The sequence below is a fragment of the Rhizobium sp. NPDC092011 genome (genome assembly GCF_044756305.1).
Lineage (GTDB): Bacteria > Pseudomonadota > Alphaproteobacteria > Rhizobiales > Rhizobiaceae > Rhizobium.
The window spans coordinates 1-17,735 of record NZ_JBIVSO010000021.1 but is presented as its reverse complement, the minus strand read 5'-3'; the positions used below and the strand labels follow the sequence as shown (position 1 = coordinate 17,735).

Below are 17,735 nucleotides of genomic sequence, written 5' to 3'. Positions count from 1 at the left end.
ACAACTTCGCGCCGTCGCGCTCCTCGATCCAGGGGGCGGAACCTCTTGGCCGCCCCGCATTGCCGGATTGCGCATCTGCTGGCCGTCCCGTTGCGACGATCGCCGCCCCAACTGAGTTCATCATAACTGCTTTTATTGCCGCGATTTGCGGCAGCAGTTTTGCCGTCGACGAAAATACGTCCCATGATGATGCCCCTCCTGACGCCTCAGGATTAGGATACACCATTACTCTCCGCACGACACATCTGGCTTCTCCCCCAAAAGCGCAAATTACCTGCGGGGTTGTAGCAGCGCGAGCACGAGGGTCGAGACGGCAAGCGCGGCGGTAAGAGCCAAGGGTCCCCTGGCACCATAAGTGTCTACGGAATAGCCGCCGACGACTGCACCGATGGTGATGGCGACCTGGAAGGAGACGACCATCAGGCTGCCCGCTGCTTCCAAGGCATCGGTCGCGGCACGGGATAGGTTGGTTGGCAGCACAACGGGCGCCATGCCGAAGGCAAAGCCCCAAAGCGTTGCGAAACCGAAGGCAACGCCGATATGGGCGCCCCACAGAACCAGAGAGAGCGCAGCAAGCGCCATCAATGCGGCCGTCACTGCAAGGGCCAAGTGGATATTGGCGTCGGCCATACGACCGCCGGCGATGTTGCCGATGACAGCGGCGATGCCAAATCCGGCGAGTGCCAGCGCAATCGGGCCAGTTGTCAGGAGCGTCACATGTTCGAGGAAGGGGCGTACATAAACCGAGCCGGCAAAATGCCCCGTCATCAACAGGAGGATAGCAAGCATGCCGAGTTGAACTCCACGCCGCCGCGTTAGGTTGAAGACATCGGCAAGGCTGTTGCTTGTCGTTGCAGGCAAAGTCGGCAGGCTGAGCAACTGTAATAGCATGGCGATCGCTGCCAGCCCCGCTGTAATGCCCATGGCGCTGCGCCAGCCTAACCAGTCGCTGATCAAGGCGCCCATCGACGGTGCGGCGATAGTGGCGAGTGACACGCCGAGGGTGACGATCGCCATGCCTCGACCCGTTGCGTTGGCGCCCACCAGCCTCGCGACGACCGCAACCGAAAGTGCCCAGAAAGCGCTGATGGCGATACCCAACCCCGCCCGGGCTAACAACAAGACCCAGAAGTCGGTCGCTACCGTCGCCAGGATATTGGAGCCGATCGCCAAGGCGCTGAGGCCAACCAGCACCGTTTTGCGATTCAATCGGCCAATGAGAACATTGCTCAACAGGGCCGTCACGGCGCCGACGGACGCGGTGGCGGTGACGACCTGCCCGGCGGTTCCCTCGGTGATGCCGAGATCGCGCGCCATCGGTGTCAACAGCCCTGCCGGCAAGAATTCGGCCGACACCAGTGCAAAGCTGGTCGCCGCTAGCGAAAGAACCGCGAACCAGGTGGCCGCGCTCCACGCGACCGGTGCGGCGACATCAAGGTCTTCGACCGCGCCATCAAGTTGTACTGCTGTATCCGTCATTGAAGATCTCCAAGGTTTGGACATCTTCATAGATCAATCCGTCCGGATGAAATGTATCCTATAATCCGAAATTCATGTCCATTCGTCCTGAAATGGTGCGGCGCACAACACCTGGCGAGACGCTGGTGATGCGCTTGAACGCGCGCGCGAACGACGCTTCGGATTCGTAACCCAAGCGGGCTGCGACCTCGGCAACCGACATGCCGTTTTGACCCAGCAACTCGCGGGCAAGCTGCATGCGAAGACCGGCAAGATAGCGTGCCGGACCTTCCCCCAACATAGCGCTGAAGCGCTCTGCAAAAATCGAGCGCGATTGACCCGCCAAGCTGGCGAGGCTTTCAAGGGTCCAATTGTAGCCGGGGTCCCGGTGCATGGCTGCAAGGACGCGGCCGATGTGAGGGTCACGGATGGCGGCGAGCCACCCGGTGGTCGAGGCTCCCGTACAATGAACCCAACAGCGGATGAGCCGGGCAGTCAGAAGATCCGCCATACGCGACAGGATGGTGGCGCTACCCATTTGCGGCTGCGCGGCCTCTGCCGTCATCGCCGCCAGCAAGGGACCGACGATTGGGTCATGCCCGGCCACGTCGCAGCCCTTGATGATCGGTGGCATCAGCATGATCAGGGGGTGTAGCGCACAGGCCCCCAGGGCCATGGAACCGCAGAAAAGCGTGCTTGCTGCGCCAGTTCCTTCCCGCACCACTTCGCACACGTTGCTACCGAGGTTCGTCACATGGCAGCCTTCGAGCGAATCCCCCACCACGTCCGGCGCGCTGGCCAGCCGATGGGCGGTGCCCTGCGGAAGCAACACCAGATCGCCATCGCGCAACTCCTGCCAACCCTCGGCCTCGGTATAGATCCAGCATGGGCCTTGGCTGACAAAGTGAAAACGAAGAAACGCTTGCTGCGGAAAGGCGATGCTCCACGGATGTCGGAGCTCGCAGCGACCATAGTTGACGCCGCTTAGGCGAAAGTCTTGTAGCACCTCGCTGAGCGCATCCATCGGAATGTTTGGACGTGACGATGCTTCGGATGAATTGATGGGCATTTTGCCAATATATATGCCGAACGTCCGGCGAGCAAGTAGAGGCAATCGCTTTGGTACTACCGCCTTGTTACTGCCCCGTATGAAGCTCGTCGTTTTCCGTTTCAAGGTGAAACAAACCAGACACATGTCGCCGCCGACACCCTTTGGCTTCTCTTCGGTGAGATCTGTCAGATCATCGCCATCGAACAATAGTCGCACGGATGCGATGTCTTCCCCGATCTGAAAGATCGGCCCGGACAACAAGAGACGGCTTTTGCAACTACTGGACGGCCCTGATAGAGAAACTCTATCATTGGCGGTCTCTCCGGACCCCGACACCCGCCGGCCATAGAAAGCAGATACATGGCACATGAAATCCGAACCGTTCCCCTTGCCGAAGTGCCGTTGGAAGACGTCTGCCAGACGCTGAACATGGCCTATGCCGGCTACATCGTCCCGATAAACTTCGATGCCCCGGCACTGGGCCGCCGGATACGGGCCGAAAATATTTGCCTGTCTTCAAGTCAGCTCTTGCTACTGGAAGGGCAAGGGCCTGCCGGCATCATGCTGATTGCGCGAAGAGGGCGCGTCAGCCGAATTGCCGCGCTCGGTGTTGTCCCCAATTGGCGAGGCGCCGGCATTGGCAGGCGTGCGGTGGAATTGGCAATTGACGATGCTGTTGCCCACGGCGACGATCGCCAGATTCTCGAAGTCATCGAAACGAACGATGCGGCAATTTCGACATATACTAAAGCGGGTTTCGTGCCAGTGCGGCGGCTGGTGGGCTACACCCATGTGCCTGCTCCTTCGGGGGAAGAGATTGTACCCTGTTCACCGGGGGAAATCTTGCCCCTGCTAGAGCGCGCCTACCCGTTCGACGCAAGTTGGCAAACGTCTCCACACTGTTTCGTCGGAGCAACCGCCCCCATTGAGGCCTTTCGAACAGCGGACGGCAGTGTTGCAGCCCTTGCGGACGGATCCGGCGGAGTTGCTCGTCTGCTCGCCTTTGCAGTCGAGCCAGCTTTGCGGCGGAAAGGCATCGGTCGCCGCTTCATCCAAGGGCTGCTCGGTCGATATCCGGACAAATCCTGGTCCATCCCGGCGACCTTGCCGGAGTTTCAAGCAGCCGCTTTCCTGACGGCGACAGGATGGACGAAATCGTCAATCACCCAATTGGAGATGGAGCTGGTTCCTATCGCATCCTAGCACAGTTTCGGGCGTCGAGGGTCACTTGCAATTGGTTCATTCATAGACGAGGCGCGTTCGATACGATGCATGGATCGAGATGATATCGCCGGGCGCAAATCCGCATGGCATCGCCAGACGGGTCAATCATTGTCATCTTGCCGTCGCCTAGAGCATGTTATTGGCACTGGAATATCCGGCTAACAATTCTTGGGGTCCTCTTCATGCAGTTCGTGCGTACGTTCGAACTCTATCCGTTTCTCGACACCACGCTCAGTCTTGCCGCTGCCTTTATCCTTGGCACATTGATAGGAGCTGAGCGTCAGTACCGCCAGCGCACGGCGGGCCTGCGCACGAATGTGCTTGTGGCAGTCGGCGCTGCGGCCTTTGTCGATCTGGCGCAGCGTATCGCCGGCACAACCGAAGCCGTCCGTGTGATTTCCTATGTCGTTTCGGGAATTGGCTTTCTCGGCGCCGGCGTGATCATGAAGGAGGGCATGAATGTCCGAGGCCTCAATACCGCAGCAACCTTGTGGTGCTCGGCGGCGGTGGGAGCTTGCGCGGGGACGGATATGATTGCCGAAGCTGCGTTGCTGACGGTCTTCGTGCTGGCCGGAAACACACTGCTGCGCCCCCTGGTCAACCTCATCAACCGTATTCCGATCAATGAACAGGCGGCCGAAGCAACCTATGAAGTCAAGGTCATGACCAGTCGCGAGGCGATGCCGGAGATGCGGGATCTTCTGATCGAGCGACTGGAGGAAGCCGATTATCCGGTCGGTGATATCGAGATCAGCGATCGAGGCGCAGATAGTGTCGAAATCATCGCCACCCTTGTCAGCACCGCGGTCGATCCGGAGGAGATTGATGCCGTCACTTCCTACATGGAAGACCAACGAGATATTGCCAGCGCGACCTGGGAGGGAAGCACAAAGGATTGAAGATCGCGTCGGCACCGGCCGTGATCAACGCAGCTCCAGCGTCGGGTGCACGGCGCTAGCATGATAATGCTTGCTGGCGCGGAAAATCGATGGCGGTCTATTTCGCAAGTGACGCCGCGCCGATACGAGGTTTCAGGCTTCGAGAATTGGTTGGCCGACCGGTAAGTTGCGGGCTCAACTGCCTGGCTGGAACGCTAGGCGCAGACCCCATTCAATGCCAGGCCCAACCGAGGTGACATGGTCCTTGTCGGGGATGATCGCGAATTTCGTCGTCAGGCCTTCGTAGTGCCTTGACGTGAGAAGCTGCTCAAAGGACTCCGCGTCTTCAACCATGTCCTTGGTGAAGCCATGACGGTCGGCCTCGTATCGGCGGACTTCCTTCCCGCCGACATAGAGGAAGACGTTTGCTGGGAGGCTTTGATGTCCGGCGGCGAACTGCTTTTCGATTTCCAGGATTGCGCGCGAACCATACCACAGCGACGGGCTGCCGATGATGTAGGTCTGGAACATGGCGGGGTCGCGCAGAAGGATGGTCGCCGCAAATAGGCCGCCATAGGAGTGACCCCAGAATATCCGCCTCGCCGGATCGGTATGATAGTGCGCATCGACGAACGGAATGACAACGTCCTTGAGGTAGGCCTGATAGGCAGCCGATCCGCCATAGACATGGCCCGTCGCAGGTTGGGCTGTCGGCGTGTAGTCACGGCGGCGGCTATCCTCGAGCGATTCGCCATCCGCATAGCCAAGGCCAATGACGACAAGGTCCCTTTTGTCGGCCTCGGTCAGGTCACGGATTTCACAGATGTGACGCGGAAACGCACGGCCGCCGTCTGCCAGGAACAGCACCGGATGCAGGACGGGGCTTGCGGGATCAAATCCCTGTGGGAGGCTGACGAACAATTGGTATCCGCGCCCCGAGACCGGATCGGGCAGCGGGACAGCATCGGTCTTTGCACCGCACTGCTTCGCCTCCGGCATTGCCACCGCGCTCAGCGGCACAAGGAGCAGAAGGAAAAGTGCTGCAACGACAATGCCAAGAGCGGATGGGATACCGCCTGGATTTCCCGCATTAGCATTGTCTCGGTGGTCGTGGGGCATGCGATCCGTTCCGCCTGTCTGATGTTCTCGACGGCCATTTGCCCATTGCCTTCAAGACTGGCTCAAGGTGGTCTCCGTCCGTCTGCCTTCAAAGCGAAGACAGACCCGAAATGCAAGACCTTGACGCCATCATTATCATTCGCCACCACCTGCCCGGCGGCAAGCGATACGGCATGGCATCGGCCTCGACCGCGCTGGCTTCTCTTTGCCGAGCCAGGCGACCTCGTCGAAAAGGGTCCCGCCGGATGAGATAATCGCGTAAGGCACTTCACTTGAACAAGGAAGACGCTATGCCCGACGTCTTAGCACGTGGAGGTCAGCGCTCCGATATTCATGCGTTAGCTGGAAATTCGCCAACTGCACGTCCATTTCGGCGGCTTCCCCAGCGAGCCGGTGGATCGCCGCTGTCGTCTCCTCCACCATCGTCGCATTTTGCTGGGTCATCACATCCAGCTCGGACACAGCCACGTTGATTTGTCGCAACGTGTCAGCCTCTTCGCTGGTCGCCTGCATTATCTCGCTGATCCGACCGTTGATCGCCTCGACGTGGCCGCCGATACCGGTCAGCGCGGCGCCGGCGCGCTCGACGAGCGATACGCCCGTTTCAACCTCATGCGTGGACTTTTGCAGCAAGCTCGAAATCTCCTTGGCTGCGCCAGAGGAGCGCTGTGCCAATTCACGGACCTCCATCGCAACAACGGCAAATCCCTTGCCGGCTTCACCGGCGCGGGCTGCCTCTACGCCGGCGTTGAGCGCGAGAAGGTTCGTTTGGAAGGCAATCGAGTCGATCACGGCGATGATGGAGTTAATCTGGCGTGAGGAAGCCTGGATCGCTTCCATCGCTGCGATCGTCTCCTCCATGATCTGGCCGGAGGCAACGGTTTCCCGCTTGGCGTCGCGGGCAATGCGTTCGGCCTGCTCTGCGCGCTCGATCTGAATTCGGACCGACTGGGTGATCGCGTCGATCGCGGTGGCGGTCTCGGAAATCGAGGCAGCCTGCCGTTCGGTGCGTTCGGCAAGTTCGTCGGCACCAGTGCGCATCTCTTCCGAGCCGGCACGCATCGCCGTTGAGTTTCCTCCGATTGCCGTCATCGTTTCGCGAAGCGCCGTCAACGCATTGTTGAAATTTATGCGCAGTCCTTCCAGTTCGGCGGGGAAGCGGGTCTCAACCTGATAGGCAAGATTGCCATTGGCCAGTTGGTGCAGACCATCGTCGATCAATCGAACGACCTCTTGTAGCGTCTCTGCCTCGGCTTCACGCTCGGCCATATGTTTTTGACGGTCCTGCTCGGCAAGAACACGCATTTCGCTGCTGGTAGCTTCCAGCTCACGGCTATCGATGAGCGATTGTTTGAACCGTGCGAGCGCCTTCGCCATCGTGCCGATTTCGTCACCACGAGTTTGGCTGCCGATCTCGACGTCCAGATTGCCGTCGGCAACATCCCGGGTGACGCGCGCAAGGCGGGCAAGCGGAGAAAACAGCGGCTTGGTGATCACCCAGGTCGCCGCGGCCATGACAGCGAGAACGCCAAGGGCGATCATCGTCAGCAAGGTTGCGATTTCGAGAGAACCGGCATTCAATTCGCTGAGACGCACACTTTCGACGATGAGCAAGCGCGAGTTCTTATAGTCGATGCCGCGGACATACGCCCGCGCCGAACCATCGGCGCGCTCGAAGTCGCTGACTGTCATGGCTTTTGCCGAAAACGCGTCCTTGATGAATGTGAAAGGCGTGGCATCGAGCATTGCGAGTTGACCGCTCGCATTCACGCCAATCGCCGAGCCGTCCTCCGAGATGATCGCCGCTTGCGCCGTACTGCCTGCGACAATGCCCTTGGCGAGGATGCTTCCGATGATATCGTCACGCACCTTAAAGAGGATGATGCCTTTCGCGGCGCCAAGCCTGACGATCGGCACGGCGTAGAAGATTGCCGACTTGCCGTTTCTGGAATCGATGCGAAGGCCAGAAAAGCCCGTTGGCGCAGAATTGTCGGTCGCCTTGGCGGTGTTATCGATGGCCCTTGCAAAGGCGAGGCCGGCGCCCGTCGACTTCCATGCATCGGTCTTCAGATTTTCGGCAAAATCGTCATTCTTCCTGTAGGAATAAAGGACGTTGCCATCGAGATCTGCAATCAACAGGTCGCTGAAGGCGGTATTTTCAAGGTCGCGGGCAACCTCGCTCTGCGTCGTCTCATGGTTGGAATAATAGAAGCCGCTTGGTCCTTCCGGCTTCATCAGCTTTTCGCGCTGGTCTGCCGGGTTCGGATTGTCGGTGATGAACACCTTCTTCAACTCGGCACTGGCGCCGCCGTTCGTCTTGCCGATGGAATTCCAGCCGCTTTTGAGCTTTGTGATCGACATTTGTATCGCTTCGATACGCGCAATCGAATTGGCCTGGTTTTCCAGCTGGTCCAACTGGTTCTGCAACATGTCGCCGCGGAAGATGAGAACACTCTCTGTGGCCTTGAGTGCTTGTTCGCCGGAAATGCGGCTACTGGCGAAATAGGCTAGAACATTGATCACCGCGATCGACAATGCGGTCAGCAAAATGAACGTGGCAATGACCTTGAAGGACAGGGAATTGAATCTCTGCATCATGAACGGTGTTCCCCCCGGAACAATCATATCGGCGTGACGCAGAACGCCCGGCCGGCAGACTTTTAATTGAAACGTTCGAGCCTTGCCTTTTCTGGAAGGCGGCTCACATGCAATTGCGCGCTTGAAACTCGTCCATGAAGGTTAAATTGCGGTAAAACAGCTTTGCCGATGTAAAAGAGGTTCTTGTTGATTTGTCGCGCTGCTTTGAGTTGGGGCGACAATACTTGCCAGCGGCGACTGTTTCCGACGTGATAGAAAATGATCTTGAGCTGAACCCTCGCGCTGGACCAGCCCTGGTTCGAATATTCGTGATGGTCCAGAAACCTGCAGCGGTTCAAACCCAGCACGCACTCTGATCGACATTGGGTGAAAATCCCGTGGCGGGCCACTTGAGGGCAATACACTATCCGTGATCCGTCCGAGCCGGGAACATCTGCCACGACTTGGCGGGCGCGGCATTTTCCCGCCGCCTAGAGAAAGGCCATCAACGCAGTCGCAAGGATCGTGCCGCCCATCAGGACATTGATTGCCCGCTCGATCGTCGGCTTAAGGTTGACTCTACCAAGGACGACGCCGGCCCACAGCCATACAAGGTCGACAACGACCATGACGACAACGCAGAGGATCCATTTGATCGACATGTCCGCAACCGCGTCGAACCGGACGATCGAGTAAGACGCCATCAGCGACGCAAAGGCGATATAAGCCTTTGGGTTCGTGACACCAAGGAACGCACCGCCGGCCACTGTCGAGGCGAAGTTCGGTCGAGATCCCGCCTCGCTCCCGCCAACCGGCGCAAAGGCGATCTTGTAGGAGAGATAAAGCAGATAGATCGTCGCGATGAACATCATCGCTTTTGTAGCGCCCGGAATTGCGGCGAATAGCGAAAAGAGGCCGGCGGCGCTGGCACCTGCGGCAACTGCAAGGCCAATCTGCAGGCCGCCGTAAAATCGCAACCCCTGAAGAAATCCCTGGTCCTTGCCGACGGCAATAAGCGCCGCAATGGCAGGACCTGGCGACCCCAGCAGAAGCACCGCGGCAAGCGAAAAGAGAGACAAGTTCACGAGGTCAATTGTCACGATATTTTCCACATAAAGGATTGCTTATATCTTTATATAAATCTGACTCTCTCGCGTCAAGCGACAGAGCCAGTAAAGAACGCCCGGAGCAAATCGCATTCAGCAGCAGCAAAACCTATCAGGCACCGATTGCTGCCAGCGACGGAGAAAATCGGACGCAGACGGGCGCAGGACCTGGGTTTAAGCCAATCCGCATTCTAAAAACGCCTGTATCTCGGCAATCGCATCGGCAGGACCATCGCCACCCTGTGGCAGTCCTGTCGATACTTGGCCTCATGTCCTTCCGGATGGCTGAATGCATGTCGGCCGGCATTGAGAGTTCATATGATGTACAAGCGGCATGAGCGTTTCCGTTTCCACTCAGCGCGAGCCCTCAAAGAGTTATTCGAGGCAAGCGCCGCCTGAAATACATCCAGCCAACGGCGCTTTCCATGCTTCAATTAGATCTCCGATGGAACACTAAGCCAATTGCGGATCGAGAAACGCCACGACCTCTTCGCCGAATGCTTGCGCAAACTCGATATTGGAGAAGTGCACGGACGGAAAGGTTTTCAGTTTTGCCCCGGGGATGGTGTTGGCGATCGCTTCACCCATCGCATGGGAGGTCACGGTGTCGAACTCCCCGGCGATTACCAGCGTCGGGCTTTGGATAAGCGCGCTCGTGCGCCGCATATCTGCGTCACGCACGGCGGCAAACAGGCCTGCAAGGCCCTGGCGCGATGTACTCAGCAGGACGTCTCGGAACTGCCGAACGATGGGTCCGTTCGCCACGATCATCGCTTTCGGGAACCAGTTGCCGAGAAAAGTCTCGGCAGTTTCCTTCATGTCCGACGCAGCCAGCGTTGCCGCTATCGACCGGTCGAAATTCTCGGCCGGGCCGAGATAGGACGACGTGTTGCTCAGGATGAGACGGTCGATGCGTTCAGGCGCATGAATGGCAAGCCATTGGCCGACCCAGCCACCCAGGGACAGGCCGAGGAAATGCGCCCGCTCGATCCCGAGCCAGTCCATCAATTCCAGCACGTCGCGGCCAAGCCGCCCGTCGGAGTAGGCACCGGCCGGAACATCGGAGCCGCCATGGCCGCGGAAATCATAGCGTATAACCCGAAAATGCGTGGCCAATGTCGGGATCTGGAGATCCCACATGTGCAAGTTGGTGGCAATGGAGTTCGAAAGGATAAGTGCCGGGCGGTTTTCCGGGCCATCGATCCTGTAAGCAATCCTGACGCTATCGCCTGTGGTGAAGAACGACAGAGCGGCCGCTTCTTCATCATTGAACGTGGCGAGCTGAGTGGAACTGTTCGTCATAATATGCACCTTCACTTGCTGTTGGCGCTTTCCGTTTGCTGGCCAGAAGCTCTGGTGAAACGGGCGCGTTTATCGAAGACAATGCGAAGCTAGTTCGGTGCTACTTCAAAAAAAATTGAAAAGATTCGAAGAACATTGTAATCAGAATGCACAATGCAGCCCTTCACGCTCCAGGAAATCCAGTGTCTCGATGCGGTGGCCCGCGAAGGCGGTTTCCAGGCCGCGGCCTTGGCGCTGAACCGGTCGCATACAGCCGTCTTTGCAGCGATCGCCAAGCTCGAGGCAACCCTAGGGGTGGCACTCCTCGATCGCAGCGGCTACCGGGTCGGCCTTACCGAGGCGGGCCGCTCCTTTCATCGCAAGGCGCAGGCCCTGCTTGGTGAAATGGAGGTCTTGCGGCTGCATGCGCACCAGCTCTCGATGGGCGAGGAAACACATCTGCGTGTCATTCTCGGCGACACATGTCCGCTGCATGGCGGGCTGCAATTGCTGGGCGGCTTCTTTGCTCGCTACCCGAACACGCGGCTCGATCTGCATTTCGAGACGATTGGCGGTCCAGCCGAGCGGCTCCTCCTCGATGAGGCCGATCTGATCCTCCATTGGATCGACAAGTCCGACCCACGCTTCGAATGGATCGATCTCGGCACGATTTCCTTCGTACCGGTCGTAGCCCCGAATTTTCTGCCCTTTGCGCCCTCCCCCCTGATTACCCCCGAACAGATGCGCGGGCTGACGCAGTGCATCATTCGCGACACGGCAAGGGATACTCCGAAAACCAATTTCTACGTGGTGGAAGGCGCACCGCAATGCACGGTCGCCGATCACGCGATGAAGAAGGAGATCGTCCTTCGCGGCATGGGCTGGGGACACTTGCCCCACTTCATGATCGAAGAGGAGCTGCGCGAAGGGCGACTGCTCTCCATTGCTGGACAACATTTCCCAGGCACGGATATCGCGCTCGTCGCCGCCCGCCGCCGCGACCGACCGCATGGACCCGTCGCCACCAGTCTTTGGGACTACATTACCGGACATCCCGCGATTGGCGGATAGGGTGCCGTTCTTTGGAGTAAGCCCGAGGACTTCGCAATTCGACGCGCATGCGCGGCCTCGTTTCGGCAGGCAGGCTGCCGCCATGCCCGCGGCCTCGAAGGCTCGGATTGCCACAACCAGGCTAGTATGACGCCATCATCAGCTTGAACCAGTCGCCGCCTGCAGACGCGACGGCCGCCTTGCCGCGCTCCCCCGCAAGCTGTCGAATGCCAGATAGATGACCGGTGTGGTAAACAATGTCAGCGCCTGTGAGACGACCAGACCGCCAACGATTGCGATGCCGAGCGGAACGCGCAATTCGGATCCTGGCCCGGTTCCCAGTGCCAGCGGCACCGCTCCGAACAGCGCGGCAAGCGTCGTCATCATGATGGGCCGGAAACGCAGCATGCAAGCCTGGCGTATGGCGTCATATGGCGCAAGTTTCTGCGTGCGCTCAGCGACGAGCGCAAAATCAATCATCATGATCGCGTTCTTCTTGACGATGCCGATCAACAGAATAATGCCGATCATCCCCATGATGGACAGGTCTAGATTGGCCAGCTTGAGCGCCAACAATGCTCCAAGCCCTGCGGATGGCAATGTCGAGATAATCGTCAAGGGATGAACGGCACTCTCATAGAGAACCCCAAGCACGATATAGACAGCAACGATAGCGGCGAGAATGAGCCATGGCTGGGTCTTCAGCGAGTCCTGGAACGCCTGCGCCGTTCCCTGGAAGGTGCCAATGACAGTGGCCGGCATGCCTGCGCTGGTCTCCGCCGCCTTGATGGCGGTCACAGCGTCGCTAAGGGCACTGCCCGGTCTCAGATTAAAGGAGATCGTCGTCGCCGGAATGGATCCCTGATGGTTTATAGATACCGGCAAGACACCTGTCTTCAACGATCCAAGCATGCTGAGCGGAACAAGCTTGCCGGTAGTCGAGGACTTGACATAGAGGTGCGACAACGCCTCGGACGACAGGGCAAACTGTGGCGCGAGCTCCATGACCACGTGATATTGGCTGACCTGCGTGTACATCGTCGCGATCTGCCGTTGCCCGAAGGCATCGTAAAGTGTCTGGTCGATTTGCGAAACACTCACTCCCAACCGGGATGCCGTCGAGCGATCGATATGGAGCGTGAGGCTGGTTGCAGCCTTCTGCTTGTCGGAAATCACATCCTGCAGCTCTGGGAGACCCTTTAGAACCTTGGTCATGTTCCCAGCCCATTTGTCGAGCTCGGCCGTATCGGGATCCTGGAGAGTATATTGATATTGCGACGCGGAAGAACGGCCGCCAATCTGGACATCCTGGCGAATCTGCAGGCCAACCGTTAGCCCCTCCATGCCAGCTGTCGCCGTTCTCAGACGCGCCAGCACGGCCGACGCCGGGCTTCGCGTCCCGATAGGTTTCAGATTGATCTGAAGCTGACCGACGCTGGCCGACGGACTTGGGTTGATCCAATAGGCGACGTTGTCGACGGCCCGATCGTCCATGACGATATGCGCAAGCGCCTGCATCTTGGTCGACATGTCTGCAAAGGAAATGTCAGTCGCAGCCTGCGCCTGCCCTTGAACCCATCCCGTATCCTGTTGCGGGATAAAGCCCTTCTGTATGGAAACGTAGAGCCAGCCCGTTACCGCCATCGTGGCAATTGCAACGACAAGAATGGCGAGGCGGTTGCGAAGGACGACATCGAGCATCCTTCCGTATCCCGCCGTGCAGGTCTCGAAAAACGCCTCCGACCAGCGGAAAACCGCACCACGCGGCCTGTCGTGATCATGCTTGATCAACCAGGCGCACATCATCGGTGTGACTGTCAGTGAGACCAGCCCCGATATCATGATTGCCACGCTGATCGTCACCGCAAATTCACGAAAGAGCCGGCCGACGATCCCGCTCATCAGCAGAATCGGAATGAAAACGGCAACCAGCGAGACGGTCATGGAAACGATGGTGAAGCCCACCTCTCGCGACCCTTCGACAGCGGCTTCGAGGGTTGGCTTGCCCTCCTCGACGTGACGCATCACGTTCTCGATGACAACGATAGCATCATCGACGACAAATCCGACAGCGATGGTCAGGCCCATGAGCGAGAGATTGTCGAGGCTGTAGCCGGCGATATACATGATGGCGAATGTGCCGATCAGCGACAGCGGAATGGTCGCAGCCGGAATGATCGTCGCCCAAAGGTTCCGCAAGAAGCTGAAGATCACCAAGACGACCAGGCCGATAGTAATGAGGATGGTGATCTTCACGTCATTGACCGAGGATCGGATCATCCCCGACCTGTCGGCGACGACCGACAGCTTGATCCCAGCAGGCAGTCCCGCCTCCATTTGCGGCAGCGTCGCCTTGATACCATCGATCGTGTCGAGCACGTTCGAGCCGGCCATCTTGTGCACGTCCAGCATGACCGAACGATTGTCCTGAAGCCAGGCGGCCTGATTGACGTCTTCCGGCGCCGATATGACGGTACCGAGGTCTTCCGCACGAATGGGGGAACCGTTCTTGTAGGCGATGACCATCGAGCGGAAGGCCGGAACGTCCATGATCTGGTCGGTCGCATCGAGAACGGTGGTGCGTCCGTTGCCGGCGAGCTGTCCCTTGGGTTGATTGACCGTTTGAGCACCGACGGTGCTGCGGATATCTTCCAGCGTCAGACCGCGCGCGGCAATCTTGTCCGGGTCCAGCTGAATTCGGATCGCCGGCCGCTGAGGTCCGTGATAGTCGACGAGCCCTACGCCATTCATCTGGGACACCTGCTGCGCGATGATGTCTTCGGCATAGTGATCGAGTTCGGTGGTCGGAATCCGATCGGATGTGAGCGCCAGGGTCAGGATCGTCGCCTCCGCCGGATTGCTCTTGTGGAAATCGGGAGCGGCCGGGAGATCCTTGGGCAGTTGACCGCTGGCGGCGCTGATGGCGGCCTGAACATCCTGAGCGGCGGCATTGATGTCCCTGGTGAGATCGAATTGCAATGTGATCGACGTTCGCCCGGACGAACTCGTCGACGTCATCTGCGATACGCCCGAGATGGTCGAGAGCTGGTTTTCGAGAGGGGTCGCAACGGATGTTGCCATAGTCTCAGCGCTCGCACCGGGAAAGGAGCTTGAGATCTGGATCGTTGGGAAGTCGACCTGAGGCAATGATGCGATCGGAAGCAGGCCATAGGCAATGGAGCCGACGATGAGAAGTCCTGCAGCCAGCAGAGAGGTTCCGACCCGGCGCTGGATGAAAATCTCCGAGAGATTCATTGCGCTGCCTCCTCGCCGGCGGCCGCCAGTTTCTTGCCGTCAGCACCTTGCCTGGTAATGACGGTTCCGTCGACAAGCCGGGATTGGCCGGAGGTCACAACGGTCTCACCGCTGGAGACACCTTGCGTGACCGCGGTCAGGCCCGCATAGGCGCTACCGGTGATGACCGAGGACGTGATGACCTTATTGCCAGGCCTGACAAGGAAGACATAGGCGCCCGTCTGTCCGTTCTGTATCGCCGAGGACGGGACAACCGTCGAATTCGGATCTGTGCGCAATGTAATGTTTGCAGTCACCAATTCTCCTGGCCAAAGCGTGAGGTCGTCATTTGCAAAAACCGCCTTCAACTTCACCATCCCTGTCGATGAATCGACCTGGCTGTCGATCGCGCTCAGTTTTCCGTCGGCAAGATGCTTGGCGTCGTCGCGGCTATAGGCCGAAACGTTCAATTGGCCCTTCGCCTGCCCTGCGATCAGATCGGGAAGATCATCCTGCGTCAGCGTGAATTCAAGCGCGATGGGCCGCATCTGTGTGACGGTCACCACTCCCGTCGCATCGGTTGCGCGCAGTATGCTGCCTTGCTGCTGTTGGCGCAGGCCCACCCTGCCGCTGATCGGAGCCGTGATGGTTGCGAATTCCAAATTGAGTTTCGCGGTGTCGAGTGCCGCTTTTCCCGATGCAGCCGTCGCATCCATGACCTGGACCTGTGCTGCCGCCGTCTGAGCTGCCTGCGTCGTGCCGCTGCCCGTGGTCGTCAGCCTCTGCGCCCGCGCCTCGTCTATCTTGGCTTGGGCAAGCTGTGCCAGTTCCTTGTCGTAATCCGCCTGCGCCTGCGCAACGGCTGCCGCATAAGGGCGGGGATCGATCGTTGCGAGAATGTCGCCGGCGTTGACATCCTGCCCCTCGGTGAAAGCGATGTGCTGAAGCTGACCATCAACGCGGACCTTTACGTCCACCGCGGTCAAGGGAGACACGATGCCGAGACCGCTGCGCACGACCGGCAGGTCCTTGATTGATGCCGTTGCCGTCTGCACCGGGACTGGAGCGTGTTCCACGGCCGAGGCTCTGGTTTTGCTCAAACCCGTCTCGGGCCAGTAAAAATATGCGGCAGCAGATCCCGCTGCCGCCAGAGCACATATCCCCAGAAGATAAATTGATTTAGCTGAACTGCTTGACCCTGAAGGGGCTCGATCCACGACAATGCTCCATAACGCGCTTGGAATTGCGCACAGGCCGGGAACCCGCAACGCACTGCCTGGAATGTGAAGGATCGCAAGTGGCCGCCAATTCGCGCCAGGATGAAAAATTTTTTATGTTTCGCCGAAACCGCCGATTATGGCTTGATGAGATATCCGGCGCCGGGAACCGTGGTGATCATGCTCGTCGCTGCGCCCATGTCGATCTTCTTGCGCAGTCGATGGATATGCATGTCGACAATATTGCCGCGAGGATCGAAATCATAATCCCAGGCGGCCTCCAGCATCATCGAGCGGGTTACGACCGAGCCGGCGTTGCGCATAAGGGCCTGCAGCAGCAGGAACTCCCTGAACTGCAGATCGATGACGCGCTCGTTCCTGCGCGCAATCCGCCGCCGGATGTCGAGAGAGAGATCGCCAACCATCAGGATATTGTCATGACCCTCGTTTATGAAGTGCTTGGTGATGGCCTCGATGCGGGCAAGAAGCTCGGAAAAGAAGAAGGGCTTGGCCAGATAATCATCGCAGCCGGCGCGCAGCCCCTCCACACGATCCCTCGTGCCGGCCAATGCGCTTATCATGATCACGGGCACGTTGACCTTCATCTCGCGAAGGCGTCTCACGAGTTCCACGCCATCGAGCTTGGGAAGCAGCCGGTCCACGATCAGGCCATCGTAGATCAGCTCCATTGCAAGTGCGAGCCCGAGTTCACCATCGCCTGCGAGATCGACGACATGCCCGCATTCGGAAAGCCCCCGCTTCAGATAGGCCGCACTTCGGTCATCATCTTCAACTACCAGTAGGCGCATTCAATCCCCGTTGAAGATTGCACTTCGTTCCACGCCTTCCCAAAGATGAAATTGATTTCATGTTCAGGCGAACGAACATTCAATATTGATTATCTAGACAATAGGCAGAAACTACTCAGCGTTCTTGGAGGAAATGTGTCGAAGATTCTCGTGGTCGAGGACGACGTGGGGACGGCATCGGAAATCGAGGCGGCGCTTGTGGATCACGGCTGCACCGTTACTCAGTCGCTCGACGGCCGGGATGGACTGGTCAAGGCGATTTCCGGCACATTTGACGCGATCGTTCTCGATCGCATGTTGCCGGGCACCCTCGATGGCCTTGGGATGCTGGCGGCGTTGCGCGCAGCCTCGGTTCAAACGCCTGTTCTCATCCTGAGCGCCCTTTCCGCGGTTGACGAAAGAGTGCGCGGCCTGAAGGCGGGCGGTGACGACTATTTGACGAAGCCGTTCGAAGCTTTGGAACTGACCGCACGACTGGACGTTCTCATGCGCCGTCGTACCAGTGTCACTCAAGAAACAATCCTGAGGGTCGCCGATCTTGAAATCAATCTGCTGACGCATACCGCCAGCCGGGCCGGCAACGCTATCGATCTTCTGCCGCGGGAGTATCAGTTGCTTGAGTATCTCGTCCGCCACTGGAGTGAACCCTTCGGGCTGGACCAGCGAGGCGCTTCAAACTAAGCCGCCTGCTGGGCGAGTTGGGTTTCAAAATCCGCTGGCGACATGTAGCC

General features: G+C 58.7%; 13 protein-coding genes. 4 read left to right on the top strand and 9 right to left on the bottom strand.

The window, feature by feature from the left end; all coding sequences use genetic code 11:
- Positions 1-270: 270 nt before the first annotated feature.
- Positions 271-1,479, bottom strand: a complete 1,209-nt coding sequence (locus ACIQJ2_RS35020; protein WP_400676893.1) for an MFS transporter — start codon at positions 1,477-1,479, stop codon at positions 271-273.
- A gap of 58 nt (positions 1,480-1,537) precedes the next feature.
- Positions 1,538-2,527, bottom strand: a complete 990-nt coding sequence (locus ACIQJ2_RS35015; RefSeq protein WP_199145178.1) for an AraC family transcriptional regulator — start codon at positions 2,525-2,527, stop codon at positions 1,538-1,540.
- Between the two features lie 342 nt (positions 2,528-2,869).
- Here ACIQJ2_RS35015 and ACIQJ2_RS35010 point away from each other — a divergent pair, with 342 nt between their 5' ends.
- Together ACIQJ2_RS35010 and ACIQJ2_RS35005 are read left to right on the top strand one after the other, a co-directional pair.
- Entirely contained in the window at positions 2,870-3,712 is an 843-nt protein-coding gene (locus ACIQJ2_RS35010) for a GNAT family N-acetyltransferase (protein WP_400676895.1), read from the top strand.
- Positions 3,713-3,915: 203 nt separating this feature from the next.
- Positions 3,916-4,632, top strand: coding sequence for an MgtC/SapB family protein (locus tag ACIQJ2_RS35005; protein WP_400676898.1), 717 nt, complete (start codon positions 3,916-3,918; stop codon positions 4,630-4,632).
- A 174-nt stretch (positions 4,633-4,806) separates the two neighbouring features.
- Here the strand turns inward: ACIQJ2_RS35005 and ACIQJ2_RS35000 are convergent, their stop codons facing one another.
- From ACIQJ2_RS35000 to ACIQJ2_RS34985, 4 genes are all read right to left on the bottom strand, one after another.
- Positions 4,807-5,730 carry an alpha/beta hydrolase gene (locus ACIQJ2_RS35000; RefSeq protein ID WP_400676900.1) on the bottom strand — a complete coding sequence of 308 codons (924 nt, stop codon included), beginning with the start codon at positions 5,728-5,730 and terminating at the stop codon, positions 4,807-4,809.
- A 288-nt stretch (positions 5,731-6,018) separates the two neighbouring features.
- Complete coding sequence (locus tag ACIQJ2_RS34995) at positions 6,019-8,328, bottom strand: methyl-accepting chemotaxis protein (RefSeq protein ID WP_400676903.1); 2,310 nt, start codon at positions 8,326-8,328, stop codon at positions 6,019-6,021.
- Between the two features lie 470 nt (positions 8,329-8,798).
- Entirely contained in the window at positions 8,799-9,407 is a 609-nt protein-coding gene (locus ACIQJ2_RS34990; protein ID WP_400676905.1) for a LysE family translocator, read from the bottom strand.
- Positions 9,408-9,866: 459 nt separating this feature from the next.
- Positions 9,867-10,715, bottom strand: coding sequence for an alpha/beta fold hydrolase (locus ACIQJ2_RS34985; RefSeq protein ID WP_400676907.1), 849 nt, complete (start codon positions 10,713-10,715; stop codon positions 9,867-9,869).
- A gap of 153 nt (positions 10,716-10,868) precedes the next feature.
- Between ACIQJ2_RS34985 and ACIQJ2_RS34980 the strand changes: the two genes are divergently transcribed.
- On the top strand, positions 10,869-11,765 hold the full coding sequence (locus ACIQJ2_RS34980; protein WP_400676909.1) for a LysR family transcriptional regulator: 897 nt from the start codon (positions 10,869-10,871) through the stop codon (positions 11,763-11,765).
- A gap of 138 nt (positions 11,766-11,903) precedes the next feature.
- On the opposite strand, the gene ACIQJ2_RS34975 is transcribed toward ACIQJ2_RS34980, so the two are convergent.
- The 3 genes from ACIQJ2_RS34975 to ACIQJ2_RS34965 all read right to left on the bottom strand — a co-directional run bounded on the left by ACIQJ2_RS34975 (position 11,904) and on the right by ACIQJ2_RS34965 (position 17,004).
- Entirely contained in the window at positions 11,904-14,999 is a 3,096-nt protein-coding gene (locus ACIQJ2_RS34975; RefSeq protein ID WP_400676911.1) for an efflux RND transporter permease subunit, read from the bottom strand.
- Positions 14,996-16,078 (bottom strand): efflux RND transporter periplasmic adaptor subunit, encoded by a 1,083-nt coding sequence (locus ACIQJ2_RS34970; RefSeq protein ID WP_400676913.1) that lies wholly within the window; start codon positions 16,076-16,078, stop codon positions 14,996-14,998. Before ACIQJ2_RS34970 ends, ACIQJ2_RS34975 begins: the two co-directional genes overlap by 4 nt.
- Positions 16,079-16,332: 254 nt before the next feature.
- Positions 16,333-17,004 carry a response regulator transcription factor gene (locus tag ACIQJ2_RS34965; protein WP_400676915.1) on the bottom strand — a complete coding sequence of 224 codons (672 nt, stop codon included), beginning with the start codon at positions 17,002-17,004 and terminating at the stop codon, positions 16,333-16,335.
- Positions 17,005-17,139: 135 nt separating this feature from the next.
- Here ACIQJ2_RS34965 and ACIQJ2_RS34960 point away from each other — a divergent pair, with 135 nt between their 5' ends.
- Positions 17,140-17,685, top strand: coding sequence for a response regulator transcription factor (locus tag ACIQJ2_RS34960; protein ID WP_400676917.1), 546 nt, complete (start codon positions 17,140-17,142; stop codon positions 17,683-17,685).
- Positions 17,686-17,735: the final 50 nt, after the last annotated feature.